This is a genomic window from Bradyrhizobium genosp. SA-4 str. CB756, assembly GCF_000473125.1.
GTDB lineage: Bacteria > Pseudomonadota > Alphaproteobacteria > Rhizobiales > Xanthobacteraceae > Bradyrhizobium > Bradyrhizobium arachidis.
In genome coordinates, this window is the sequence record NZ_KI421499.1 from 8,812,719 (window position 1) to 8,836,624 (window position 23,906).

General features: G+C 60.1%; 23 protein-coding genes and 2 pseudogenes. 13 read left to right on the forward strand and 12 right to left on the reverse strand.

What is annotated here, in order from left to right; translation table 11 throughout:
• Window positions 1-736: 736 nt before the first annotated feature.
• From BRAGE_RS55470 to BRAGE_RS56260, 4 genes are all read right to left on the reverse strand, one after another.
• Window positions 737-901: a hypothetical protein gene (locus BRAGE_RS55470; protein ID WP_156950907.1), complete on the reverse strand. Its 165-nt coding sequence runs from the start codon at window positions 899-901 to the stop codon at window positions 737-739.
• 124 nt (window positions 902-1,025) lie between these two features.
• On the reverse strand, window positions 1,026-1,514 hold the full coding sequence (locus tag BRAGE_RS0142480; RefSeq protein WP_027562078.1) for a ferritin-like domain-containing protein: 489 nt from the start codon (window positions 1,512-1,514) through the stop codon (window positions 1,026-1,028).
• A 270-nt stretch (window positions 1,515-1,784) separates the two neighbouring features.
• The gene (locus BRAGE_RS0142485) at window positions 1,785-1,991 is read right to left on the reverse strand and encodes a DUF2188 domain-containing protein (RefSeq protein ID WP_027562079.1); all 207 of its coding nucleotides are present in this window, start codon (window positions 1,989-1,991) and stop codon (window positions 1,785-1,787) included.
• An 11-nt stretch (window positions 1,992-2,002) separates the two neighbouring features.
• Entirely contained in the window at window positions 2,003-2,176 is a 174-nt protein-coding gene (locus BRAGE_RS56260) for a hypothetical protein (protein WP_167336546.1), read from the reverse strand.
• A 550-nt stretch (window positions 2,177-2,726) separates the two neighbouring features.
• Between BRAGE_RS56260 and treZ the strand changes: the two genes are divergently transcribed.
• A complete protein-coding gene (treZ, locus tag BRAGE_RS0142495) occupies window positions 2,727-4,568 on the forward strand; it encodes a malto-oligosyltrehalose trehalohydrolase (protein WP_051378313.1) in 1,842 nt (613 codons plus the stop codon).
• Between the two features lie 597 nt (window positions 4,569-5,165).
• Here the strand turns inward: treZ and BRAGE_RS53905 are convergent.
• A pseudogene (locus tag BRAGE_RS53905) lies at window positions 5,166-5,834 on the reverse strand (serine hydrolase domain-containing protein); the annotation flags it as partial.
• 217 nt (window positions 5,835-6,051) lie between these two features.
• Complete coding sequence (locus BRAGE_RS0142505) at window positions 6,052-6,306, reverse strand: hypothetical protein (RefSeq protein WP_231164158.1); 255 nt, start codon at window positions 6,304-6,306, stop codon at window positions 6,052-6,054.
• A 1,071-nt stretch (window positions 6,307-7,377) separates the two neighbouring features.
• Here BRAGE_RS0142505 and BRAGE_RS51100 point away from each other — a divergent pair.
• Window positions 7,378-7,590 (forward strand): hypothetical protein, encoded by a 213-nt coding sequence (locus tag BRAGE_RS51100; RefSeq protein WP_141263361.1) that lies wholly within the window; start codon window positions 7,378-7,380, stop codon window positions 7,588-7,590.
• 622 nt (window positions 7,591-8,212) lie between these two features.
• A complete protein-coding gene (locus BRAGE_RS51105) occupies window positions 8,213-8,509 on the forward strand; it encodes a DUF2934 domain-containing protein (protein ID WP_063617204.1) in 297 nt (98 codons plus the stop codon).
• Window positions 8,510-9,179: 670 nt separating this feature from the next.
• On the opposite strand, the gene BRAGE_RS53910 is transcribed toward BRAGE_RS51105, so the two are convergent.
• Window positions 9,180-9,362, reverse strand: coding sequence for a hypothetical protein (locus BRAGE_RS53910; protein WP_028146503.1), 183 nt, complete (start codon window positions 9,360-9,362; stop codon window positions 9,180-9,182).
• Between the two features lie 870 nt (window positions 9,363-10,232).
• Between BRAGE_RS53910 and BRAGE_RS0142525 the strand changes: the two genes are divergently transcribed.
• Window positions 10,233-12,182 (forward strand): hybrid sensor histidine kinase/response regulator, encoded by a 1,950-nt coding sequence (locus BRAGE_RS0142525; protein WP_027562083.1) that lies wholly within the window; start codon window positions 10,233-10,235, stop codon window positions 12,180-12,182.
• A gap of 246 nt (window positions 12,183-12,428) precedes the next feature.
• On the opposite strand, the gene BRAGE_RS57820 is transcribed toward BRAGE_RS0142525, so the two are convergent.
• Together BRAGE_RS57820 and BRAGE_RS0142535 are read right to left on the reverse strand one after the other, a co-directional pair.
• The gene (locus BRAGE_RS57820; protein ID WP_322596948.1) at window positions 12,429-12,572 is read right to left on the reverse strand and encodes a hypothetical protein; all 144 of its coding nucleotides are present in this window, start codon (window positions 12,570-12,572) and stop codon (window positions 12,429-12,431) included.
• 601 nt (window positions 12,573-13,173) lie between these two features.
• Window positions 13,174-14,277 (reverse strand): DNA topoisomerase IB, encoded by a 1,104-nt coding sequence (locus tag BRAGE_RS0142535; protein ID WP_027562084.1) that lies wholly within the window; start codon window positions 14,275-14,277, stop codon window positions 13,174-13,176.
• A gap of 253 nt (window positions 14,278-14,530) precedes the next feature.
• On the opposite strand from BRAGE_RS0142535, the pseudogene BRAGE_RS56265 reads away from it, so the two are divergent.
• The 4 genes and pseudogenes from BRAGE_RS56265 to BRAGE_RS51125 all read left to right on the forward strand — a co-directional run.
• Window positions 14,531-15,025 (forward strand): annotated as a pseudogene (locus BRAGE_RS56265) (ribonuclease HII); the annotation flags it as partial.
• A 268-nt stretch (window positions 15,026-15,293) separates the two neighbouring features.
• Window positions 15,294-16,712, forward strand: a complete 1,419-nt coding sequence (mdoH, locus tag BRAGE_RS51120; protein WP_231164157.1) for a glucans biosynthesis glucosyltransferase MdoH — start codon at window positions 15,294-15,296, stop codon at window positions 16,710-16,712.
• Between the two features lie 197 nt (window positions 16,713-16,909).
• The gene (locus BRAGE_RS0142550; protein WP_027562085.1) at window positions 16,910-17,254 is read left to right on the forward strand and encodes a DUF1236 domain-containing protein; all 345 of its coding nucleotides are present in this window, start codon (window positions 16,910-16,912) and stop codon (window positions 17,252-17,254) included.
• 88 nt (window positions 17,255-17,342) lie between these two features.
• Complete coding sequence (locus tag BRAGE_RS51125; RefSeq protein WP_035730658.1) at window positions 17,343-17,765, forward strand: hypothetical protein; 423 nt, start codon at window positions 17,343-17,345, stop codon at window positions 17,763-17,765.
• A gap of 75 nt (window positions 17,766-17,840) precedes the next feature.
• Here BRAGE_RS51125 and BRAGE_RS51130 read toward each other — a convergent pair whose 3' ends face one another.
• On the reverse strand, window positions 17,841-18,260 hold the full coding sequence (locus tag BRAGE_RS51130; protein ID WP_231164156.1) for a hypothetical protein: 420 nt from the start codon (window positions 18,258-18,260) through the stop codon (window positions 17,841-17,843).
• Between the two features lie 437 nt (window positions 18,261-18,697).
• On the opposite strand from BRAGE_RS51130, the gene BRAGE_RS0142570 reads away from it, so the two are divergent.
• From BRAGE_RS0142570 to BRAGE_RS0142585, 3 genes are all read left to right on the forward strand, one after another.
• A complete protein-coding gene (locus BRAGE_RS0142570) occupies window positions 18,698-19,102 on the forward strand; it encodes a hypothetical protein (RefSeq protein WP_027562086.1) in 405 nt (134 codons plus the stop codon).
• Window positions 19,103-19,536: 434 nt separating this feature from the next.
• A complete protein-coding gene (locus BRAGE_RS0142580) occupies window positions 19,537-20,589 on the forward strand; it encodes a glycosyltransferase family 4 protein (protein WP_027562087.1) in 1,053 nt (350 codons plus the stop codon).
• A gap of 126 nt (window positions 20,590-20,715) precedes the next feature.
• On the forward strand, window positions 20,716-21,225 hold the full coding sequence (locus BRAGE_RS0142585; RefSeq protein ID WP_027562088.1) for a PRC-barrel domain-containing protein: 510 nt from the start codon (window positions 20,716-20,718) through the stop codon (window positions 21,223-21,225).
• A gap of 260 nt (window positions 21,226-21,485) precedes the next feature.
• On the opposite strand, the gene BRAGE_RS0142590 is transcribed toward BRAGE_RS0142585, so the two are convergent.
• Window positions 21,486-21,713, reverse strand: coding sequence for a hypothetical protein (locus BRAGE_RS0142590; RefSeq protein ID WP_027562089.1), 228 nt, complete (start codon window positions 21,711-21,713; stop codon window positions 21,486-21,488).
• 325 nt (window positions 21,714-22,038) lie between these two features.
• Window positions 22,039-22,248: a hypothetical protein gene (locus BRAGE_RS57825; protein ID WP_322596947.1), complete on the reverse strand. Its 210-nt coding sequence runs from the start codon at window positions 22,246-22,248 to the stop codon at window positions 22,039-22,041.
• A 214-nt stretch (window positions 22,249-22,462) separates the two neighbouring features.
• Here BRAGE_RS57825 and BRAGE_RS57830 point away from each other — a divergent pair, with 214 nt between their 5' ends.
• A complete protein-coding gene (locus tag BRAGE_RS57830) occupies window positions 22,463-23,032 on the forward strand; it encodes a DUF1236 domain-containing protein (protein WP_322596946.1) in 570 nt (189 codons plus the stop codon).
• 22 nt (window positions 23,033-23,054) lie between these two features.
• Window positions 23,055-23,375 (forward strand): hypothetical protein, encoded by a 321-nt coding sequence (locus BRAGE_RS0142600; RefSeq protein ID WP_027562091.1) that lies wholly within the window; start codon window positions 23,055-23,057, stop codon window positions 23,373-23,375.
• The last annotated feature ends 531 nt before the right edge of the window (window positions 23,376-23,906 follow it).

Sequence of the window (23,906 nt, forward strand, 5' to 3'; positions counted from 1 at the left end):
CCCCGTGCCCGCAGATGTCGAACCTTTTCCTGCGCCACCTGAAGTGGCGCCGCCGGTACCACCACCAGCGGATCCGCCACCCCCTCCACCTCCACCGCCGCCTCCTTGGGCGAATGCGGCGACTGGAACGAGAACAGCGGCGATGAGAGCAAATCGGGAGAGCTTCATGTTGGTCACTCCTTTTGCGACCAAGCCGTCTCCGGATGTTTCGTTCCTGTGGTCCTCATGTCCAAGAAACCATAGTTCGCCTCGTTTCAGGTCGGATCATCCGCAGCGATGTTTTCGATCACGCAGACCGGTGCTGCGGCTTGATGATCCAGCAAATCATCGGGCGCGTGGCGGCATTAGCCGCGTTGTTTTTTCGATGCGCGACGTCTGGCGCATCGTTGTTGTGCCCAGTGGATTCAGAAGGAACGTTGTGTGTGGCGGCGCTGTCTGGGGATCTGCCTGGCCGGAAATGGTCGGGGGCAGACTGATGCTGCTCCTTTCAAAGCGACCTTGCGGACGCGCACGATCTGCGGTTCCGATTTACGCCATGGCCGAGATGAAGCTGAAGCGAGGGATCCCGCCCAATCCTTCAGACTTGGCATCAGCGCCACCCTCCGCAGAGCGCTGGAAAAGGGAGAGGAGTCCTTGTGAGCGCTAACCTGCACTGCAACGTGTTGGTTGTCTTCCGGCTTCGCATCTCGGAGTTTTTTGAGCTTCTTCTGTGAGTTCTCGTCGGGCTTTTCCGGAATCACCGTCTAGGCATCGGAATAAATTCGCTGATGATTTTGGCGTGATCGGCGATCATCTGGTCGCGAACTCTTTTTCGTCTGGATCGCCTTTTTGTTACGCGATCTTGGCGGCCGATCTCGAGCATATCGCTCATGGCCGCCTCTTTGACGAAGTCCTCTGTCATGAGCGCGATGCCGAGCGCTGGTTTACGCCCGGCCCGTCTTTTCGCCAACCGACTGCGCCCCGGCCGGTCCATTGACGGCCGTGGCGAGCACTATTGCGAGAGTAATCTGTCTGATGCTCCCGCCTCACGCCGCATCCGCATTGACAGCGGAGATTGCCAGCTTTGACAGCGCATCATCGGTTTTCTTCTCTTCCGCCAGCGTCGCATCGAGCAGCTTGACGGCATCCTTGTGCCCCAGCTTGTCGGCCCAGGTTCTTAGCGTACCGTAACGCGAAATCTCGTAATGCTCGACAGCTTGCGCCGCCGCCAATAGGCCGGCATCGAGCGCAGGCGTGTCCTCATATTCCTCCATGACTTCCTTGCCTTCGTCGAGAATGCCTTCGATGGCATCGCACTTCTTGCCGCGGGCCGGCTTGCCGATCAGCTCAAAAATCTGTTCAAGCCGTTCAATCTGACCTTCGGTCTCGTCATGATGCTTTTCGAAGGCGGCGCGCAATTCCTCCGACGAAGCGGCCTTGGCCATTTTCGGCAGCGATTTGTAGATCTGCTTTTCCGCATAATAAATGTCCTTGAGAGTGTCGACGAACAGGCTGCTGAGGTCTTTCTCAGACATGGTTGGTCTCCTGGTGTGTTGAAAAGGCCTCCTTCAACAAAGCACGTGGAGCGGGGTTCCTCGCTGCGCCAGGAGTGCGGTGCGTTGGCTGGATGGCTCAAAGTACCAAAGTGCACAGAGCGAGTTGATTGTTTCGTGCGAGGAACGTCCGTCAATACGCGGGTTTAGGCCTTTGACAGGGCTGTCCTCCTCCCCTGTCACCTTTCCAGGCCCCCGGGGTATCAGCAGCTCCGGGGGCGAGCGCGTGATCTGCCGCACCGGCGCCTTGAATCAGCCGTCGTGGGCAGCCCCGACAGCGTTTCCACTTTCCGGCACCGTCAACCGTACGGCATGGCCCTGCCGCATCGCAAGCGAAGCGGCCGCCACCGCCGCTTCGAATGCAGCTTCCTTCGTCTGGTACGTATTGCGGCTCACGCCGTCATGCTCGACATGCCAAGCGCCGTCGCGCCCTATGATGTCATAGGCTGCCAATCCCATAGCTCTCTCCACTAACCGTCGCGTGTTGCTTTCGACGCCTGAGTGCCGCTGACCGGATCGGAAGCAGGAAACGTTCCCTTGAGACCTTTCTCAAGCTCATCATCCTCCTTCCTGTCCTCTTTCACGCTCTGCTTGGGGTCTTCGGCATGTTTGTCCGGTAGCGCCGGGCTAAATTTCTTAGTCATGTTTAGCTCCCTTCAAGACGCCGAACGCAGGACACCCCTGCGCGTTCCCTCGCGAGGAACAATCCTGCTGCCGCCGCTTTCTCATCGGGACGGAGGAAATCATGTACAGCCTGCGTGAACGACGAATAGTCGCGCCCTCTTCCGAAGCCCGTCAGGCCGAGCCGACGGAAGCGTTCTCGCCCTGCTCATCTTCAGCTTGGCGCTGGCCGCCGTGACCATCGTCGCCATCTGGACCTTCTTCTTTCATCCCTGATGTGCTCGTCGGTCTCAGCAATTCTCACGGCATCCTCATTGCCGACCGCAATGGGGGGCTTCCCCGATGATCGATGAGAGGCGAAGGCATGGGTCGACAAGCGCCCTGGAACGAGAGCAATCCGAAAGAGGGCGAGCAGGAAATCAAAAAAATTGTCCCACAGCGAAGACCCTGCAAAGCGGTCGGCCAAGAAAGCAGGCCGGCCCCATCCGAATCTGGTCGACAACATGCGGGCCGCACGCGGGAAAACGGGCAAGAGAAAACCTCGGACAAGCACGTAAACAAGGCGAGAAAGCGTTGACCGACAAGCTTGGGGCAGCCAATCAACCGCGGTGTCATGGCCCGCTGATCACCGCACAAGGTGTGGTGTTCAACCTTTGGGCGCCTAGCGCGCTATCGATTGAGCTTCTCGAGGTCGGTCAACCGCCGCGCAAGATGCCAAAGGATACGGATGGTTGGTATCAATTGTTCAGTCCGACAGCGCGAGTTGGCTCGCGCTACCAGTTTCGCATTAACGGCGCCCTTGTCGTGCCTGATCCGGCCTCACGATTCCAGCCGGACGACGTGGGCGAGCCGAGCGAAGTCGTCGACATCACTGCCCTACGTGATCACATACTTTATACCGGCCGCCCCTGGGCCGAAGCCGTCATTTACGAGCTTCATGTCGGCACATTTTCGCCGGAGGGCACTTATGCCGGTGTTGAGAGAAAGCTCGATTATCTGCGCGATCTCGGCATCACGGCGATCGAACTCATGCCACTCAATGATGTGCCTGGCCGATACAATTGGGGCTATGACGGCGTTCTGCTCAACGCGCCGAATGCGCGCTATGGGCGGCCTGAAGATTTGAAGCGCTTTCTGCATGCCGCGCACGAGCGTGACATGATGGTCTATCTTGATGTCGTCTATAACCACTTTGGTCCTCAGCTCAACTATTTGCACAGCTACGCAGAGAACTTCTTTACAAAACGCCATTCGACCGGCTGGGGGCCGGCTGTCAATTTGGAAGGCAACGATGGCGTGTTCGTTCGTCAGTTTTTGATCGATAACGCACTGATGTGGCTGCGTGATTATGGCTTCGACGGGCTTCGCTTAGATGCAGTTCATGCCCTGAAAGACGATTCAGCAAAGCACTTTCTCGTCGAACTTGCTGAGACTGTGCGCAGCCGTTTGGTCGGGCGGCACGTTCATCTCATGCTCGAAAACGAAGCCAACCAGGCACACCTTCTTGAGAGGCCACGGGGATGCACAAGGCTCTACAACGCGCAATGGGGCGATGATTTTCACAATGCGCTCCATGTGCTCCTGACCGGCGAAGATGAAGGCTACTACAAGGCATTTGCCGACAAGCCTCTTCAGCACCTTGCGCGTGCGCTCACTGAGGGCTTTGCCTATCAAGGCGAAATTTTTCCACTGCATGACGAACCGCGCGGCGAACCCAGTGCTCATTTGCCACCGGACGCCACCATCTTCTTCGCGCAGAACCATGACCAAATCGGCAACCGCGCTTTGGGTGAACGGTTTACGCAGCTTGTCGGCAAGGAAAAGCTCCGCCAAGCCATGGTGCTTCTGACGCTCAATCCGCACATTCCTCTGCTGTTCATGGGCGAGGAAGCTGCCGCCGCCACGCCTTTCCTTTTCTTTGCGGACTGGACAGGCGAGGCCGCCAATTTGACACGGGAAGGACGCCGTAAGGAGTTTGCGCACTTTCAGGCCTTCTCCACTCCTCAGATGCGGAACCAAATTCCAGATCCTTGCCAGGTCCAGACCTTTGAAGCCTCGCGGCTCGACTGGAATAACATCATGCACGCGCCAATCAGCGCCGAGTTTCGTGCCTTGACAAAGGAACTGCTCGCCATCCGGCGCGAAAAGGTTGTGCCGCTCCTCAAGGCCGGCTTCAAGGCGGCACGCGCCGAACTGCTGGGTGCAAAGCGCAATCCCGGGGGGCTCAACGTGATTTGGCGAAGCGCTAACAACGATTTGTTGCAGATCGTGACCAATTTTTCAGGACAGCCCTTACCGCGCCCGCCGCTCATCGAGGGCGAATACCTATGGGGCTCCGATCCCGCGCGGGGGCATCTCTATTTGCATCCGACCGAAATAATTGTGCGCCGCGGCTTCGACGCCGCAGCTGGTTAAGGCCGAGGTCTCAATTGAAGTGATGAGCGAACAATTGAGCTGATGCGAAAGTGGATGCACGGCGGTTTTTGTATGCGTTGATCCTGTCGCAGGCGGTCAGTTCATAAGCCTTTGTCTTTTCGAGCTCTCATGGAGCCTAGTCATCAGTGATCACCATCGTCTGGACCACCGTGCCCAATCTTAGCTTGTAGCCATATCAACCCCATCCCAAAATCTGCGATAGAGCGGAGGGTGCTCCGGCGAGTCGATGAGACATTGCGACAGAACGATGCCGAAAAACTCCGCCTCGGCGTCCCAATAGGCGCAAACCCCGTAACCGCCTTCCCAACCGAAGCCGCGGCGCGGCTGCCCTCGTACGGGCTTTTGCACTGTCGACCCGCCATAGCCCCAACCACGATTATCCCAAAACCAGGGCTGAACGGTGACCGTGCCTTCACCGCTACCGGCACCTTGTCGCTCATCATGGCGTGGATGGACGCCTCGGACAGAACCTGCCTGCCACTCGGCCCCTTGCCCGAGTTCATCATCATTCGCACGAAGCTGAGATAGTCGTCAGCGGTAGAAACGAGTCCTCCATGACCACCGGGAAACTCCGGTTCACTGGCCCAGAAGCTGCTGGGCCCAGCAGGATTCCACACATCGGCGGCTCCGGCCGCGCGGTTCGGGCGATAACATGGCGGAAACCGGCCCAACTTGTCGGCAGGAACGGGTAAATCCCGTATCCTTCATCCCGAGCGGATCGAAAATTCGCGTGGCCATCACGTCCCCCAACGACTGGTCCGTCACTCGCATGATCAGCGCGCCGAGCACCGTCATGGAGAGATCATATCGCCAGACGTCGCCGGGGTGATCCATGAGAGGCAGGCGCGACAAACGCGCCAACCACTCGTCGAGTGAGAGCATGGGCATTCGGTATGGAACAAGGAAATCGGCCTCCATTAAGGCCGTTTGGATCGGGTAATCGCCGGCCGCCATGATCCACCCAGCCCCCATCCGCATGGTCAGCAGATCGCTGACGAGAATCGGACGCCGTGCTGTCACCGTCTCGTTGATCGGACCACCCAAGGTTTTCACCACGCGACGATTTGCCAGTTCGGGAAGCCAGCGGTCCACCGGTTCGTCCAGGCGCAGCTTTCCTTCATCGACAAGGGCAAGCGTGGTCGCGGCGACCATGGGCTTGGTCGTGGAGGCGATTCGGAAGATGGTGTCCCGCTGCATAGGTCTGCCACCACCGAATTCATGCGTACCAACGGCGTCGACATGGACATCGCGTCCGCGAGGACAAGAGTGACGATGCCCGGTCGGTTCATCGTGGCGACTAAATCCGGCATAGCGTCACGGAGTTGTTGTAAACCGGCCGCATCAACACTTTGATTTTCCATTACGCGCCTCTATCGTTCTTCGCAGGATGGTGCGATGAGATATATTGAGCCGAGTGCAGTATCCCATGCTGGATCTATAGCATGCTGGATCGCTCGACAGCTTAGGCGGCGCCGGGACTTGCCCTCGCTTCAAGCCTGGGCAACGAAGCGTGATATTCATCCACACTGTCCAGGTCGATGAGGGTCTTGCCGCCCATCTTGTACGCTCTAATTCTCTCGTGGGCGATTAGTTCATAAGCCTTCGTCTTCCCGAACCTGCCATAGCGGCAACCATCCTTGAATTCGACCAGTCGACGCCGCTTCCTGTCATCATTGTCAATCATGGTTTCTAAATGTACTTCGGTGATCTTCGCCACGATGGATCAAGCCAAGTTAGCGGATGGCCGTCTCTGTAGCGCGACCTTGGTGTCGACGCGCATAGCAGGATGGCGCTGCTCTTGGGAAAGCGACAAATTTTCTGCTGCTTGTTTCGATATTGTCTAGCCACTGCTCGACCTATACCGCCCTCGGCACCAAGCAAAAGATCTCTGCTGCCGCGGCAAACTCCAGCGCGTTGTAGCGTACAATTCGGACAGACCGGAAGGCAGTCGAGGCCTTCGACGGCAAAACTCAGAACCAGGTGAGTCGGAAATGATATCAATGCCTAGAAGCGGCTGCCTTCGTTCTCTCAAGGCTGAAACAGGGGTTCGATTCCCCTAGGGAGCGCCATTCTTTCCTAACTGCTGCGGTCGCTACGACTACTCGGCTCGGCTTTCTCGTCTGCTACGTCTTCGTGCTACGGGAAGCGATGAAGCCGCGTGTCTCTCACCTGCTCAGGCGCAATGGAATCTACTGGTTCAAGATCGACCTGCCCGACGACCGTGCGGGACAGTCTCTGCCACCTTCGATTCCCCAGGCCATCAAGCAACTTGAAAGCCCCATAAGGGCCGGTCGCCTCAAGACGGCAGTCTGGCTTCGTTGAGAACGACCGTCGAGCGTGAAGCCAAGCAGCGTGTCGGCATTCAGATCGCACAACATTGTTCGACGCGGCGAGAGCGTTCCTGACGGGCAACTATCGGCCGGAACAAACTGTCACGTTGGCAGGTGACGACCAGCTACCTGCAACAATTGGCAATCGGATTGTACAAAATGCTGTTGTCTGGCGCTTCCGAAGTCGGCCAATGCCCCGAAGGCCCTGTGTCCGTCGATGGACTCGATGCCGGGCTTTCAAAGGTCCTGACGATAACCAAGGCGTTTCAGTTGTGGTCGAGCGGGGGCGGGGTGAAGGGGCAAGGACGCCTGCCCCTAACACGATCACCGAAGCTGATGCAGCCCGCCGTCGGTTCATTGAGTTGTTCGGAGACTTGCCCGTAGACCGCATTAACAAGGGGCATGGCCGCGAGTATCGGGACGCAATCAGGCGGATAACCAAAGGTCTTTCGGCAGACATGAAGCAGCTTACCCTGGCCGACCTGCTGCAACGCAATCTGAGCGCCTATGAGCCACGTTCTGCAACGACCATCAACAAATCCCTGACCCTCCTTGGCGCGGTGCTTGCCCGTGCCGAACAGGACGGTCACTTCGACGGGTCGGGATGGCGCAATCCCGCTGCCCGGTTGCCGAGGCCAAGCGATGTCACTACAATCACGGGCCGTGAGTAAGCTCGAAAATACTAAGGTAGCGGGAAGTGATCTCCAGTTCAATCGTCCGCCGAGCCTTTCGGCGCCGCCGAACATGACTCGGCGTATGGCTCCGATGATCCAAACCTTCTCCGTTTGCTGTGGTCGATGCATACGCCAACTTGCCTCGCTAGCTTGATCAGCGCTGCCACCAGGTCGAGCCAGAACTAGGCCACAAGCGGGCGAGCTGGCTTCGATGCTTAGAGGTGGAGTCCTCTCGGATCTGGGCACGATGAGTATGGGTCAGGGGTTCACGTGGGACTCCGGTGATCGCAATTCTCGCAAGCTCGAGGATATCCACTACTCCGCACCTTGAGATGCAAGCTGCTGTAAAGGCGTCATTTCTTGGCGGCTCAAGGAGACACTGCGAAAAAAGCTATGGCGAATAGCTACAAACGGGGGAGTTGCGCTACCTCTGTGGTTCATTGGTGGGTCCGAGCCGCTCAATGCTTAAAAGCTCCAGTCCATTGCGTCTCGTCTGCGTGTTTGTCGGGCCTGGAACCGCCCGGGGTCATTCGTGTTTGTTCGCAATAGAAACGACCCCGCTCGAAGTCGTTCTGACCGCGAAGGGCCTAAGAACCGCGTCCTGCGTACAGAGTGCATGATGGAATATCTGCCCGAACTTCATCGCCTTGAGCATCAGCTTGACTTGGCGCAGCGGGCTGTTCGGCTCATTGCCGATAAAGAGACAGTGGAGCGTCTTGAGGCGTTTGCACAGGATATCGGGGACAGGTTGCGCACACTGCAAGCGGCCGCCCGCGAAGAAGCGATCAGAAAGCGCGCCTACGAGCTGTGGCTGAGCGCTGGGCGGCCCGGGGGTAGGGACCTAGAATTCTGGCTGAGCGCGGAGCGGGAGTTTCTACAGGGCCATAATCTGCCGATCCCCGTTTATCATCGTTGACGTGGGATACATTGTGGAGGCGATCCCCCGAGTTCTATCCAGTCCTGAGTTCGCTCTGGCGATGAATCTACCCGGATGGGCGACGGTAGTGACGGGACTTGGTGCGGGGCCATCGGCATACCGTCGCGTCAGATCCCGTCGCGGCTGTAGGTGAAGGCGAACTCCGATCGTGCTTTCCATCCGAGCTGCAGCGCCATGCTCGAGGGTCGAGTTGCGCGGCCTGAGAATCGAGTTGGCCTCAGCGTTAGGTCGCCGAGTTCGCCGCAGGCCCACGTGATAGCAATCCGCGTTCCCTGATCGGCTGCGACAGAGCCGGCCGATGTTGCAGTCCGGCTGTGGGATCGACTGTTAGCAACATCAATGAAAGAGGCCGCAGCGGCGAACCGCTGCGGCCTGCCGGGTTAAAATGTGTAAGTGAAATATGGGATCCAGCCCCGGCATAAGTAGCCTATCCCGACGATGCCGAGGCGCAATGTTGTCGATGTCACACCTTGGAAAATGTTGCTATACGTCAGGGCTATTGACGGATGGAGAAGAGGGAGAGCCCGCCGGGGCTGGGTACAGCGAGCCCTCAACCTCCACACGCGCGAGCCTACCTCGTACCACGGCAGTCTGCGTCATCGCGTCAGTTTCGTGTCGGAACGATATCAAATTTTGGCGGAAGGGGTGATCACCGCTGATGGCCCAAGCCGATACCCAACACGATGGCTTTCTGACGGAGCGCGCCTTCGGTTCGCTTTGTCATCTTGGATATCTTCGCAACCGGCGTCCGAGCCTTCGAGTGCGCCTTCAATTCTTTAATGTCTTCCTTCGTCCACTCGCGGCGAACAGTTTTCTTGGTTTTCTTTGCCACTCGGCGACTCCATCGGTGTTGAGGTCGTCGTTTAACATATGTCGCGCGGCACGCAAATCTCGGAGCAAAGACTTCAGCCTGTCCTCGAGCTTCGGATCGCGTCAGAGCTCGAGATTGCGGAGCCCGCCAAAACCAAAGCGCTCGGCGGCGCAGCGTCGAGATATTCGGCACGAAATGATTGGCGCACACCTCCAATTTTTGCGGGTCATGAGGGAGGGAGACGCTTGCTTAACTGAAAAGTTACGCCTTCTTGCCAGCCTTGGACCATTGCAGATGTCGCAGCCGCGACTCGAAAAGATACGCGTGCACTCAGCTCATAGCTGCTCGGTTGGCAGTTTCTTCTTTGGAGAAGTCTGCTATGTTGAGGGGCGTTCTTATTGCACTTGTAGCGCTGCTGTTTCTGGCGCTCTGTGATCGATACTGGTCGGGTGGCCGCAATACCGAAGCTGCCTTCGTGCTGGCGAGACAAATCAGGCAATCGTTCGGTGTGTGACCAGAACGCGTTCAGGCGCTCGAAATGAACGAGGCGACTCTCTTACTTCCCTAAACAAGAGGGAATGCTCGGATTGCCGCTCGGGAGGGATGTCTACTGGATTGCGAATTGACATCGCGGAGCACCTGACATGCGTCGCCTGTCTCGCGCGCTTTTACGTTGCTCCGCGCACTCCGCATGCCAGAGCTTCTATCCGACAATAGCCATGTCAAGTAGTCCGCTGTAGGTCATTTGCAGACCTACCGAGCCGGCTAGGCTATAGCCCGCTTGCGAACGGAAGGTCGACGTTCAGGGGGCCTAAGATGAAAGTCAGCCGCTTAGTCGGAACCTGCCACAAACTTTTGAGTTAGCTCCACTCCGCCCTTCGAGCTCCAAGAATGAAAAAAACGACCTTCGGGGACGCCCATAACCTCGAACTACTCATCAACGCGATCGTCGATTACGCCATCTTCATGCTCGATACCAACGGTGCGGTGAGGACCTGGAACAAGGGCGCTGAACGCCTCAAGGGCTATGCTTCTGACGAGATTATAGGAAGGCCGTTTTCAATCTTTTACACGCCCGAAGATCGAGAGAAAGGTCTGCCAAATAGAGCGCTGACTACAGCCGCGGAGACCGGGCGCTTCGCGTCCGAGGGCTGGCGTGTCAGAAAGGATGGCAGTCGTTTCTGGGCACTCGTTGTGCTCGACGCAATTCGCGACGAAAATGGCCGGCTCATCGGTTTTGCGAAGGTCACGCGAGACATCACCGAGCGGCAACAGGCCCATAACGACCTGCTGGAAAGCGAAAGACGCTATCGCCGACTCGTCGAAGCCGTCGTTGACTACGCCATTTTTCAGCTCGATCCCTCTGGCAACATCGCGACCTGGAATCCCGGGGCCGAGCGCATCAAGGGTTATCGGTCGGAAGAGATCATCGGACGACATTTCAGCGCGTTCTACACGCCTGACGATCTTGAAAAAGGCGTGCCGAAACGGGCGCTGGCTGAGGCCGCCGAGAAGGGACGGTTCGAAGCCGAGGGCTGGCGCTTGCGTAAGGACGGCACGCGATTCTGGGCCTCGGTCGTCATCGACCGAATCACCGACGAGCGCGGGGCGATTATCGGCTTTGCGAAGGTCACGCGTGATCTTACCGAACGCAAGCAGGCACAAGACGAACTTCAACGCGTCCAAGAACAGTTGGTTGCCTCGCAGAAGCTCGAAGCGATTGGACAACTGAGCGGGGGCATCGCTCACGATTTCAATAATCTTCTCATGATCGTGCTTGGCAATCTCGAGAATGCGGAGCGAAGCAGCCGCAACATCGGAGGGCCGAACCTCCACCGCGCCCTTGCGAACGCGAAGCGAGGCGCTCAACGGGCCGCAGCGCTGACAAGTCGGTTGCTTGCGTTCTCGCGCCGCCAGGCGCTCGATCCCAAGCCGATCAACCTCAACAGTTTCCTGAATGGCCTTCAGGAGTTTCTCCAGCGCACATTGGGCGAACGCATCGAAGTACAGACGGTCGGCGGCGCCGGCCTTTGGCTGATCGAAGCAGACGTGAACCATTTGGAATCGACGATTGTCAATTTGTCGATCAATGCACGCGACGCGATGCCGATTGGTGGAAAGCTGACTATCGAGGCGGCCAATGTCTCCGCTGACGAAGACTATTCGCGTGCCAATCCGGAGCTCGCGGCCGGCCAATATGTCGTCATCTGCGTGAGTGATACAGGCTCGGGCATGACGGAAGAGGTCCTAAATCGTGCCTTCGAACCCTTCTTCACGACCAAAGAGCCTGGGCATGGAACCGGACTCGGATTGAGCCAGGTCTATGGCTTCGTCAAACAGTCCGGCGGTCATGTGAAGATCTACAGCGAGGTGGGAGAAGGTACGAGCATCAAGATGTATTTCCCCCGCTACGCGGGCAATGAGCAGCCCGCTTCGGATGATGCGGACGAGCTAATCTCGGAAGGCGCCTCTGTAGAGACCATTCTCCTCGTTGAAGATGATCCCGATCTAAGAGTCTATGTTTCGGACGTGCTACGAGAACTCAATTATCGAGTGTTGTCTGCTGGCAGCGCGCAGACTGCCTTGACCATCCTGTTGCAGGAAGATCAGCATGTCGATCTTCTTCTAACCGATGTCGTCATGCCTGGAATCAATGGTCGCGAGCTGGGAAGGCGCGCGCAGCAGATTAGGCCTCATCTGAGAATACTTTACATGACGGGTTATTCGCGCAACGCAGTGGTCCACCAAGGGCGGCTCGATGAGGGCGTGGATCTTCTGGAAAAGCCGATCACTCAGGCGAGGCTGGCGTTGAAGGTACGCGAGATCTTGGATCGAATTTGAAGACAGAGAATGGGTCATAGGCGCAAGCTAGCTTAGGAGAGGTCGACCGCACTCGCGCCGGGAGTCCGTAGTCACTGAATTGGCGGCGCTCAACCTCAGCCGCACATAGGTCCCGCTTCATCAGCCGCATGCAAGGTGAAAGGAGAGACGGCCCCGGTTCTCCAGGCTTTGGGGGGTATGGCCGGGGCCGCTCCGCCAGCTCAGATGGAAGCCAGCCGAACGAACGGCGGCGGGAACTCTCGGTTCCTACTCTCCCAATAAATCTTGGCCCGGCGGCATCAGCTTCACATAGGTGCCGCTTTCGTGCATCCAAAGCCAGCCCCGTTCGATGGCAAAGTCGATGCCCGCGCCAAACTCTGGATGGCCGCGGCTGCCTTTCAAGAGGGCCACGAATAGCGCATTGACCCGCTCAATGTAGATCCGGCCGTGTTAGACGGCCGGCGTGGCGGCGGCGATCTCCACCAGCTTGCGCGCGGCGGTTTCCGGGTCGGCGTAGGAGCGATCATCGACGTGTTTCACAAGTAGAAAGCAAAGTGTGTCGGTCACGCAGAGGCGCGATCAAGAGCGCTGCTTATATCCAAAGGGATACAGACCAGACTGCCGAATCAGCCTAGACCTTGGCATGCCTCGGCGGCGCCCCATTACTGTCGAGGCCTCCAACAGCGGCTCCGGCGGGTTGTGCTGGGGCCGTTTTTTTGACCTACCTTCACTGGCTATTTCGCTTGGTGGCAAGCTGCGGGTTGCTTCCAACGGCTGCTACTGAGGGACTTTGGGCGCCGACGATGACCTACAAGCACGACTACGTGATGCGCGAAAGGCTAGGAGCCGAGTGGACCGCGCCTAGCACGCCGGCTTGATCAGTCCGACGCCGTGCGTGGCAACACGGCAGATTTGAACGAAGTGCCCCTTTCCACCGACGAGAGCACCGTTGTTTGAGCGCATGACCGGGCGCATCGACGAGGACGAAGTTTCCGGAGACAGGCACTCGAGATCAAGCGGGGACCTTCAGAGCATCGAGGCGCTTGCGGAGAAATGCCAGCACCATGATCTCGTCCGGCGTGAGCTTGGCGTACTGGCGCTTGAACTTCCGAGCGATCTTGGCTTCGATCATCCTCACGAGATCACCGGACATGTAGGCGTTCAGGATTTCGGGGTGCACGTAGCACTTGCGGCAGATGGCCGGCGTGTTGCCGAGTTGCTTCGAGACGCTCTCAATCGCAGCGACGACGTTGCGCTTCGCCTCGGCCTGGCTATCGTACTTTTTCAATTCGGCCAGGGCCAACGCCGCCAAAACCGTCCCAGCCCAGGTCCGGAAATCCTTCGCGCTGAAGTCCTCACCGGTGATGTCCTTGATGTAGGCGTTGACGTCGCCGGAATCGACGGTGCGGGGTTGTCCGTCGTCGTCCAGGTACTTGAAGAGCTCGTGTCCGGGGATCTCCACACAGCGCTTCACGATCGCGGCTATTCGCTTGTCCTCGACGCGAAGCTTCCACTGCTTGCCCGACTTGCCCGTGAAGTCGAACCGAAGGACGCCGCGGCCGACCTCGACGTGCTTGCGGCGCATGGTGGTGAGCCCGTAGGATTTGTTTTTCTCGGCATACTCGGCATTGCCGACCCGGATCAAAGTCTTCTCCAGAAGACTGACGATCGTAGCCAGCACCTTCTCGCGGGGCAATCCCTCCCGCTTCATATCGGCGGCGACCCGCTCGCGGAGCGCTGGCAGCGCGGCTGCGAACTGGATGATGTGCTCATACTTGTTCTGGTCGCGGAGCTCGCGCCATTTCGCGTGGTAACGGTACTGCTTGCGGCCCCGCGCATCGAGACCGGTCGCCTGAATATGGCCGTTGGCCGAGGGGCAGATCCACACCGATTCGTAGGCCGGCGGGATGCCGATGGACTTGATGCGTCGGATGATGGCGGCGTCGGTGATGCGCTTTCCGTCCTTGTCGTAGTAGCTGAAGATGGTTCCGGTTCGCTTGCGCGAGTAGCCGGGTGCGGAGTCGCTGACGTACCGAAGCCCTTCCTCTGCGATGGTGGCAGCCACTTCCGCGGTGCGGTCCAGAACCTGTTCTTCGGTGGTGGTTTGTCGGAGCATTGGCCTGACCCTCGGAAGCACCCTGGGATCGAGGCTCCGCTCTTTTTCAAGGGATCAAGATACCGGTTGGTTCCGTTCTGAGCTCCGTGGATACGATTCGCTGGCAGCGCAGGATATCGGGCCTTAAATGAGAGGCGGCCGGTTCCTCCGGCGAAGCGCTGCGCGGTCGGTGGAGACGGGATGGCTCAACTTCAGACAATCGCCACAAAGTTCTCCGACACGCTCTCCCCAACCAGTCTTTGCGAAGGTCGCTATGTCCCAATATTCCCTCGATGCATTGCGTCAGCGCTATGTCATCGAGAAAAGACCGCTCGATGCCAACATCGAGCAGATCTTGCGGGCCGACACCCGCGCCGGAGCCCGCGCCATCCTGGCTTCTATCGATAAACGTCGCTTCGAAAATAGATCGGAAGGACAGCGCCTCCGCAAGATGCTCCGCTTTGAGACCTCTCTCTGGGAAAGCGGCCATCATGCCGTCGCAGGCGTGGACGAGGCCGGAATGAGCCCTCTCGCCGGGCCAGTCTCCGCTGGTGCCGTGATCCTGAAACCTGGCACGCGGATTGTCGGCATCGACGACTCAAAAAAGCTCGATGCCGCGGCTCGCGAAGAACTCGCCAAGGAGATCAAGGAAAAGGCAGTAAGCTGGTGTGTGGCGTTCGTCGAAGTCGAGGAGATCGACGCGATCAATATCTATTGGGCGGGCATCCAGGCTATGCAGCGTGCGGTCCGGGGGCTGGGATTCCCACCTACAACGAAGACCCGCACCGATTGACGGCGCGGCTTCGTGCCATCATCGAGTCCTTGGAGACTACCTCGGACGGGGAGCTGTTCGACTGGTACGTTCTGAGCGACAGCACCGATCCGGACATCTGGGTAGCCGAAGAAAGGGCGATGCTCGCATTGCGTCAGGCAGTCCGGACGCCGAGGCTGTACTATCGTCACCGCGCCGATAACACGGCCCGCAAAGCGGGAACATCTCGGAATGGATCACGCGGTTCGGCGCCGTCTACGACTTCATGATCGTGCTCGATGCCGACAGTCTCATGAGCGGACAGACCATCGTCCGATTGGTCCATGCCATCGAGACCAATCCCACAGCCGGCCTCGTCCAGACGCTTCCCATGGTCGTCAACGCGAGAAGTCTGTTCAGCCGCGTCCAGCAATTCGCTGGCCGTCTGTACGGTCCCCTGATCGCCGCCGGCGTCGCCTGGTGGCATGGCTCCGAAGGCAACTACTGGGGCCACAATGCGATCATCCGGGTCAAAGCGTTCGCCGAAGCGGCCGCGCTGCCGCAGCTTCGCGGACGGAAGCCCTTCGACGGGCACATCCTCAGCCACGATATCGTCGAGGCAGCACTGATGCGGCGGGCCGGATGGGGCATCCACATGCTTCCGACGCTCGGGGGAAGCTACGAGGAGGTGCCGCCGTCGCTGCTCGACTTCGCGGCGCGCGACCGACGCTGGTGTCAGGGCAATTCTCGCGGTCGTGCCCGCACGAGGTCTCCATTGGGTTTCACGCCTGCATTTTTGGTAGGGATCGGAGCCTATCTCACGGCACCGCTGTGGCTGCTGTTCCTGGTGCTGGGGATGCTGATCTCGCTGCAAGCCCGCTTCGTGCGTCCAGAGTATTTTCCGAAGGGTTTCTCGTTGTTTCCGACCTGGCCGGCCCAGGATCCCGTGCTCGCCATCTGGGTGTTCGTCGCCACCATGGGTCTACTGCTGTTGCCGAAGCTGCTGAGCTTGATCCTGCTTTGGATGCAGGGCTCGGAGCGACGCCAATTCGGCGGTGCATTGCAAGCCTCGGCCGGATTTCTCGCAGAGATCATCGTATCCGCGCTGATGGCGCCGGTGATGATGATCTTTCAATCAATCGCCGTGGTCGAAATTCTGGCCGGCCGCGATGCCGGCTGGCAGGCGCAAAGGCGCGACGACGGCACGGTCGAGCGTCGCGAGCTCTATCGGAAGTATGGCATCCCGACCTTGTGCGGCGTCGCGATGGCCGCAAGCGCCTACGCCGTTTCGCTGCCCCTTCTGCTTTGGATGTCGCCGGTCATCGTTGGCCTGCTGTTCGCTGTCCGTATCGGGGCGCCGACGGCCAGGCCCGCGCCCGGCAAATCGTTTGCCACCCCTGAAGATCGAGAGCCGCCTCCCGTCCTGCTCCGGGCCAACGAATTGAGCGCGGCGGCTGAGGTCGGCATCAAACCCGCTCTGGTGGAGCTTCGCGAAGACCCCGAGCTGCTGGCCTTTCACGTCGTTCAGCTGCCGCCTCCTCGCGCCGCCCGGCCCAATACGGTCGATGTCAATCTGGCAGTCGGCCGTGCCAGGGCGGATGTGAGCGAGACTTTCGAGGAGGCCGCCGCGCATTTGTCTTCGCGGGAGGTCTTTTCGATCTTGAACGACGGCTCGGCCCTCTCGACCGTGTTGCAGAAGCCATGAACGCGCACCGAGTGCTTGGCGGACTGCGCTTAGACTCGAGCCACTGAGTTGACCCGAGACAACTTCTCCCGCGATACCCACGTCGGCGCTCTCGCGTCCGAGGTTCGGGAAAATCAAGCAATTATCCTGCCGCGTTCCGGAACCTTGCCATCATTCGCGGGTTCTCGCATGCCGCATATGACGGCGAGGAGAACAAGATGAACAAGCTTCTGCTGACGGCCGCGATGGCGGCTCTGCTTTCGACCGGCGCAATGGCGCAGTCTACGGTCGTCACCACCACCGGCACGGCTCATGCTGCCGCCGTGCGGATCGAGCCGGAATACCGCACGAAAATCCGCACCTACGTGACCGAGCACAAGGTGCGCCCGGTGCAGACCCGCGAGAAGATCGTGGTCGGCCAACCGGTGCCGCGCGAAGTCGAGCTCGAGGCGGTGCCCGCCGATTGGGGTCCTTCGCTCACCAAGTACCGCTATGTCTACTCGGGCGAACGCGTGATGCTAGTCGATCCCTCGACGCGCACGGTCGTCCAGGAGATCGACTGAGTCGTCCCGGCGGGCCGTTGATCGCAGCGGCCCGCCACCCAATCCGGCCCCGCCGAAATCCTCATTCCTTCCTCGCGAGCGGCCGTTCATGCCGATCATCAGATACTTCGTCTTCGTCGGCGCACTGCTACTGGCGCTGCTGTTTGCGGCGGACCGCTACCTGCCGGCTCCTGTAGAGCGCGCGGGGCCGTCCGATCCGGACAGGACCATCATCCGGATCGCCTCGGCGAGGGCTCTTCCGGAGAAGATCGTCTTCGACACGCGGCCTCGCGCCGATGTGCCGATGATCGCGCAGGCCGGTCCAATCTCTGAAGGACCGCAGCACCAAGTGCGCGAAGCCATGGCCGCAATGCCCGCAGCACCTTCCGTGGAGGTCAGGAAAGAAGCGCCGGCTCGCGTCTCCGCAGCGGCCCGGCCGCACCCGAAGCGCTCGGCAAAGCTACAGAGAAGGATACCCGACAGGCGCCTCGCCTTCGAGCGGGCCGATCCATTTGCAGGCGGATGGTGGTGATCGGTGCGGGGAGCGCAAAAAGCTGAAGGCCACCCCTTTTGGGTTGCGGCCTTCGTTGGCTGCGATGGGCCGCTCTCACCAGTACCGATAATGCCGGTGCCAGTGGTGCCGAACGATCGGATAGGAGTCGTGGTAATAAGCGTAGGCCGGGCGGACGACGCGGCGATAGCGATACCCGTAGGAGACAGGCGCCGTGTAGTAGGTGGTGGTGTAGCCCCCACCCCAGCTATACGGCTCATCGTAGTCGTAGGCGTAGGGGCCGCCATAATAGCCGGCACTGTAGTAGCCCGGGCCACCGTAGTAACCGTAACCCGGTCCCCAGCCGTACGCCGAAGAGGCGAGCCCGCCGATCACGGCACCCGCAACCAAACCACCGGCGATGCCTGGCCCCATCCGCCTCGCCAGTGAGCTTCGGCCGGAGCCGTCGTTGCCACAGAGGCCAAGCCGAGGGCGCCGACCATCAGCGCCGACATTGCAATCTTCTTCATCGAGCATCCTTTCACGTGTTCGAGTGCCCCTCAGACAAAAATGGCAATAGTTTCGACTGGCCCCAGCGGCGAGCGGGCAATGGATGCTCGGCGCCGGGGCAGCTTCGCTCGAATGCATCGAGCTTGGACCACAACACGAAGAGGTAGGTTGGGTTCAGTTCTTGGTGCGCCGCCGAAGCGCTCGACGGTGCATACCCGCATGCTTCGCCTTAACAATGTTGAATTCGCCGCAAAGCGTTTCCGCAGTAAGCTACATCTCTTCTCGCGTTGGGGTTCCCATGTTCGATCCGGCCACGACCGCGCTTCTGCGCGCCGTATTCGACGAGGTCTGCGAAGTGGAAGTCGCTACCAACGGCGATACCTCGCCCGAGAGGCTGAAGCAGGTGTGACGCGAGGCTCTCCACGACGCGTCGACGATGTGGCGATAGCCGGAGGAAGGCGGGGGTGAACTTCCAGGTCACGGTGCTCAAGATCCTGGTGAGCTATCCCGACGGATTCGCCGTCATGGCGGACCTCAAACGCGACATGGCAATATTGGCGACGAGCGGGCGCGACTGGGCCGAGCGGACGAAGCGCCTCGCCGCTCGCGTGGCCGTTCTCGACATCTTCTCGCAAGGCTTGATCGAGCGTCTGAAAGGCGGATGGCGCATCACCGAGAAGGGCCGTGCCGTGCTCGAATTCATGGAAGCGAAGCCTGGCGAGATGCGAACGGAGAGCGCTGCGGCCGCAGTGGAGCCCTTCGATACAGCGTCGGCATCCCCGCCTCTGGCCGCCAGGCGCTCAGGCCGAAGCCAACGTCTGCAGCGCCGCCGCGCGGCAGGCGAGCGGGCCCGTGCCAAAGCGTGCTGAACGCGCGGATGATTACGGATGACCGGGAAAATCCGGAAACTTTGCCCAAGGCTTCGAGTTGCCAGCGACTGGATTGGCCGCGGGAGCGTGAAGTTGGTCGACGAAGTCGTTCTGAAGAACGCCACCGAAACAGCCTGGTCTGTCTACCGGGCGCACCACCCCGAGGTCGACCCGCGGGACAGCAGGCGCTGTCTGCTCGAGCGCCATCTCAAAGGAGAGGAGAAGAGCGTGAGAGCGATACCGAAGAACTCGCCGGCTTCGGGATTGCCCACCTGCAGCGATTCTTCCGGGACGAATGTTGAGGACCATTAAAATGCTCGTCGCGCGGGTAGCCCGCGGAAGCACAAGGCCCTCTTGGACGCTGCTCGCAATTTCATTTCTCATCTCCGCGGTTCTCGTGGTCGGCTTGCGCATCGCGTTTGGGGCCTAGCTCGATGAGGATCGCCCAGCTTGCCCCGTTGGCCGAGAGCGTTCCTCCGAAGCTGTACGGTGGCACCGAGCGCGTGATCGCCTGGCTGGTGGACGAGCTCGTCGACTTAGGGCACGACGTCACCCTGTTCGCGAGCGGCGACTCCCGCACGAAGGCCAAGCTCCACGCGGTGTGGCCGCGCGCGTTGCGCCTGGGGCGACGGGGGGTCGACCCGAACGCCGCCTGCTCGCTGCTGATCGAGGCCGTCGCCGAACGTGCGCACGAATTCGACGTCATTCATTCCCACGTCGACTGGCTGCCCTTGCCGGTGCTGAGCCGGACCGGCGTGCCGTTTCTGACGACGACGCACGGCCGGCTCGACCTTCCTGGCTTGTCCGACGTGATCGGGAGGTTCGCCGACGCCCCTTTCGTCTCCATCTCCGACAACCAGCGCCGTCCGCTTCCGGGTGCCAACTGGATCGCGACGATTCAGCACGGATTGCCCAAGGACCTGTTTCGTCCCACCTACGAAGCCGGGTCGTACCTGGCCTTTCTCGGGCGGCTGACGGCGGAGAAGGGGCCGGAAGCCGCGATACGCATCGCCCGCACCGTCCGGATGCCGCTCCGGATCGCGGCCAAGATACCCCGAGCCGAGACGGCCTACTTCAAGAGGAAGCTCGAGCCCGAGATCGACGGCGAGACGATCCAGCTCGTCGGCGAGGTGGATGACGTCCGGAAGCAACATTTCCTCGCCGGGGCCGCCGCCTTGCTGTTTCCGATCGATTGGCCGGAGCCGTTCGGACTCGTCATGATCGAAGCGATGGCGTGCGGGACGCCCGTCATTGCCTACCGCTCCGGATCGGTACCGGAAGTTCTCGAAGACGGTGTCACCGGCTTCATCGTCGATGGCGAGGGGCAGGCGATCCAAGCGGTCAAGGAAGCCGCCCGGCTGGACCGAAGCAGAATCCGCGCCCGCTTCGAGGAGCGTTTCGCGGCCGGCCGGATGGCCAGGCAATACGAAGAAAGCTATCGGGAACTGATCGGGCGCCGACCGCGCCACGGGCGAGTAGCGAGTTGATCGCACCAAGGATTCGAACGAGCTCGTCGTGACGACGGCCCGTTCCGATCCGGGAACGACCGGCAATCACGAGCGTTGGGGCGGGCATCCGAACGGGTGCTGCACTCACGTTAGAGGAGAAAATCCATGAAAAGCATTCTTGCCATCGCTCTGCTGAGCACTGCCGTCGGCGGGGGCGCTGCGTTCGCGCAATCCGCTCAGCCGGCGGACCACGCCGCGCCGGCGGCCACCGCACAGCCGGCCGACAAGATGATGCTGAAAGGCAATTGGCGCGCTTCGAAGCTCATGGGCCTGAACGTCTACAACGAGGCCAACGAAAAGCTCGGCGACATCAACGAACTGCTGGTCGACAAGAGCGGCAAGATCAACGCCGTGGTGATCGGTATCGGAGGCTTCCTCGGGATGGGCGAGCACGACATCGCGGTCTCGATGGACAAGCTGAAGTTCGTCGAAGAGCCGGTCCGGACAAGCTCAACGAGCAACACGACCACCACGCGCGAGACCACTACCGGTGCGGCTTCGACGACCACGACGAACCGCAACACGAACGATTGGGTACCCGACCACGCCGTCATGAGCGGCAACAAGGAGCAGCTGAAAGCGCTCCCGCAGTTCAAGTATTCGGACTACAACTGACGGGACCAAGCGTCGGATCGAGGGCCTCCATCGGAGGCCCTTTTTCTTTGGGCTACAATGAATTTGGCCGAAGAAAAACGGCCCCTCCGGGGCGCGGACGGGCCGTTGGTGCGAAAGCCAGTAACTCAGTGCATATGAACCAGGAAATAGCCGACGCCGCCAACAACGAGGACGGCAGGAACGGCCCAAAGAATCAGTACCGGCATTTTCTCCTCCACTGTCAATAGGTCGCGGGCCTCTGTCGGCCCGCGAATGATCGCTTACTGCTCGGTGCAGACCTTGGTGGTCTTGACTGCGGATTCGGCCTCGACCTTGGTCTTGTAGACGCCGTTGCCCACCGCGGTCGTGGTGGTTGTCGTCGGCTTGCTGTCGACCACGGTGCACTTTTTGGTGGTCGCATCGCGCACGATGTAGAACTCGGCGGCGCTGGCGGCCTGGGCGCCGAGCGCGAAAGCGGCGAGCGCACCGCACACGATCAACTTCTTCATGATGTCCTCCTCAGTGTTCGCAAGTAGTCACTGCCAACGGTAATTCGTCGACGAAGTTCCGGTTATTCCCGCCCCCTAAACCGTCGTGCCATTTCGCTACAACAGCAATCATCCGGCGTCCGGAAGAAATTGACCCCGATTGCCAAGTTTTCCCGAAACGGAACCGAGACAGTCCCTTCGGGTTAATCGACGTCCGCTTTTAGGAGGTTTTAGAGATGAACAAGCGTTTATTCTTGGCTACGACCGCTGCTGTTGCGATCGCGACTTCGGCCTTCGCTCAATCTTCGCCGAGCTCGTCGAGCTCCAATTCCACGGCTACCCAGCGTCAGGATTCGTCATCGACCTCGACGCCATCGCCGTCCGCGTCCACCCCGACGAGCAACACGTCGTCCGGATCCTCGCAGACCAGTCCTTCGAACTCCGCGCAGACACAGCCTCTGTCTTCGACGGGACAGTCTGCTGCAGGCCAGTCGTCCAATTCCGGTACTGGCACCACCACGACCTCGAACAATTCGACCAACCAGGCCCAGACCAATCAGCCGTCCAACCAGACGACGACGCCTTCCAACCAAGCGCGGACCAATACTCCATCGAACACGACCAACCAGACGCAGAGCGCCAACCCGCCGGCCTCAAGCACCAACCAGGCGCAGTCGCCGTCGGGTAGCGGTTCGACCAACACGGCCCAGCAGCCGAACAATCAGCAGAACACCGCGGATCGTTCGTCGAACACCAACGTGAACGCGTCGGTGAACATCAACGACCAACAGCGGACCCGCATCAGCGCGTCGATTTCGCACCTGAATGTGCAGCCACTCACCAACGTGAACTTCTCGTTGTCGGTGGGCACGGTCGTCCCTCGCGACGTCCGCCTGCAGCCGCTGCCGGCCGAGGTCGTCGAGATCGTGCCGCAGTACCGCGGCTACAACTTCTTGCTGGTGAAGGACGAGATCGTGATCGTCGAGCCGTCGACCTACAAGATCGTGACGGTCCTGCCGTACTCCGGTCGTTCGACGGCCGCCGCGCCAGAGCGGACGGAGCAGCGCTCAGCGACGTTCACCGACCGCGACCGCGAAGTCGTCCGCAAGCACGCCACGGCGCGCCCAGTCGGGCGCGAGAAGCGCGTGACCACCGGCAATTCGGTCCGGACCGAAATCCGAACCGGCGAGCGCGTGCCCGAGGGCGTGGAGATCGAGGCGTTTCCGGAAGAGGTCTATCGGGATGCTCCGACCCTTCGCGAGTACCGTTACATCAACCGCGACAGCCGCACCTACATCGTCGAGCCCCGTGAGCGTCGCATCATTGAAGAGATCGACTGATCTCGCCAAGGAAGGAGAATCCATGAAGACCATCGCACTGGGACTGTTCGCCGCCTCCCTTCTGGGATCGGCGGCGATCGCCGCCCCGCTCAACCCGACCGCCCTCGGCTCGACCGAGATCTCTTCCAACACGGAGCAGGTCCGGCTTGTCTGCAACGAGTACGGCCGTTGTTTCCGGACCCGCGGCCCGCGCTACGTTCAGCGCTACTATGGCGGCGACGACGGGTACGTGGTTCGCCGCAGCTACGGATACTACGGCGGCCCCGGCTACTACGACCGCGGCTACGGCTACTACGGCGGCGGGCCGAGCATCGGCTTCAGCTTCGGCACCCGAAGCTGGTGAACCGACAGAGGGCCTCTCGAAGAGCGGCCCTTTCGCCGGCAATCGGGGGTGAACCAATGTCCGCTCTTGAACCCGATAGTACAGAAGGAGCAATTGCTGGCGCGACTCGAAGCCCATCCTGGCCTGAGCTGAATTCAGGCGCTGCTCGCGAAGATTGAAACCGCTGCCAAGCCACTGGAGCCACAGGGAACTGCTCTGACGAGCGGCAAATAGCGAGACTCACCCAGGGTTTGAGGGAATGACGATGATGCGATTAGTTGCCAAGTTGACGGCGGGTTGTCTAACCCTCGCCTATGCCGGCTGCGCCGAGGCGCGCTCCTACCCGGTACGCGCCTTCGATGGCGCGTGGCACCTTTGAGATGCGGTCCCGATCTTGCGATCCAAGCTACAATTTCGACGTGAACATCTCGAATGGCAACATTTCTCATCCAAACCTTGTCAGATTTCGGGGGCGCGTATCGAGAACCGGCGCAGTGCGCGCTTCTGTAACGGTTCAGGACAAGCATGCCGCGGGCGCCGGCAGATTGGCAC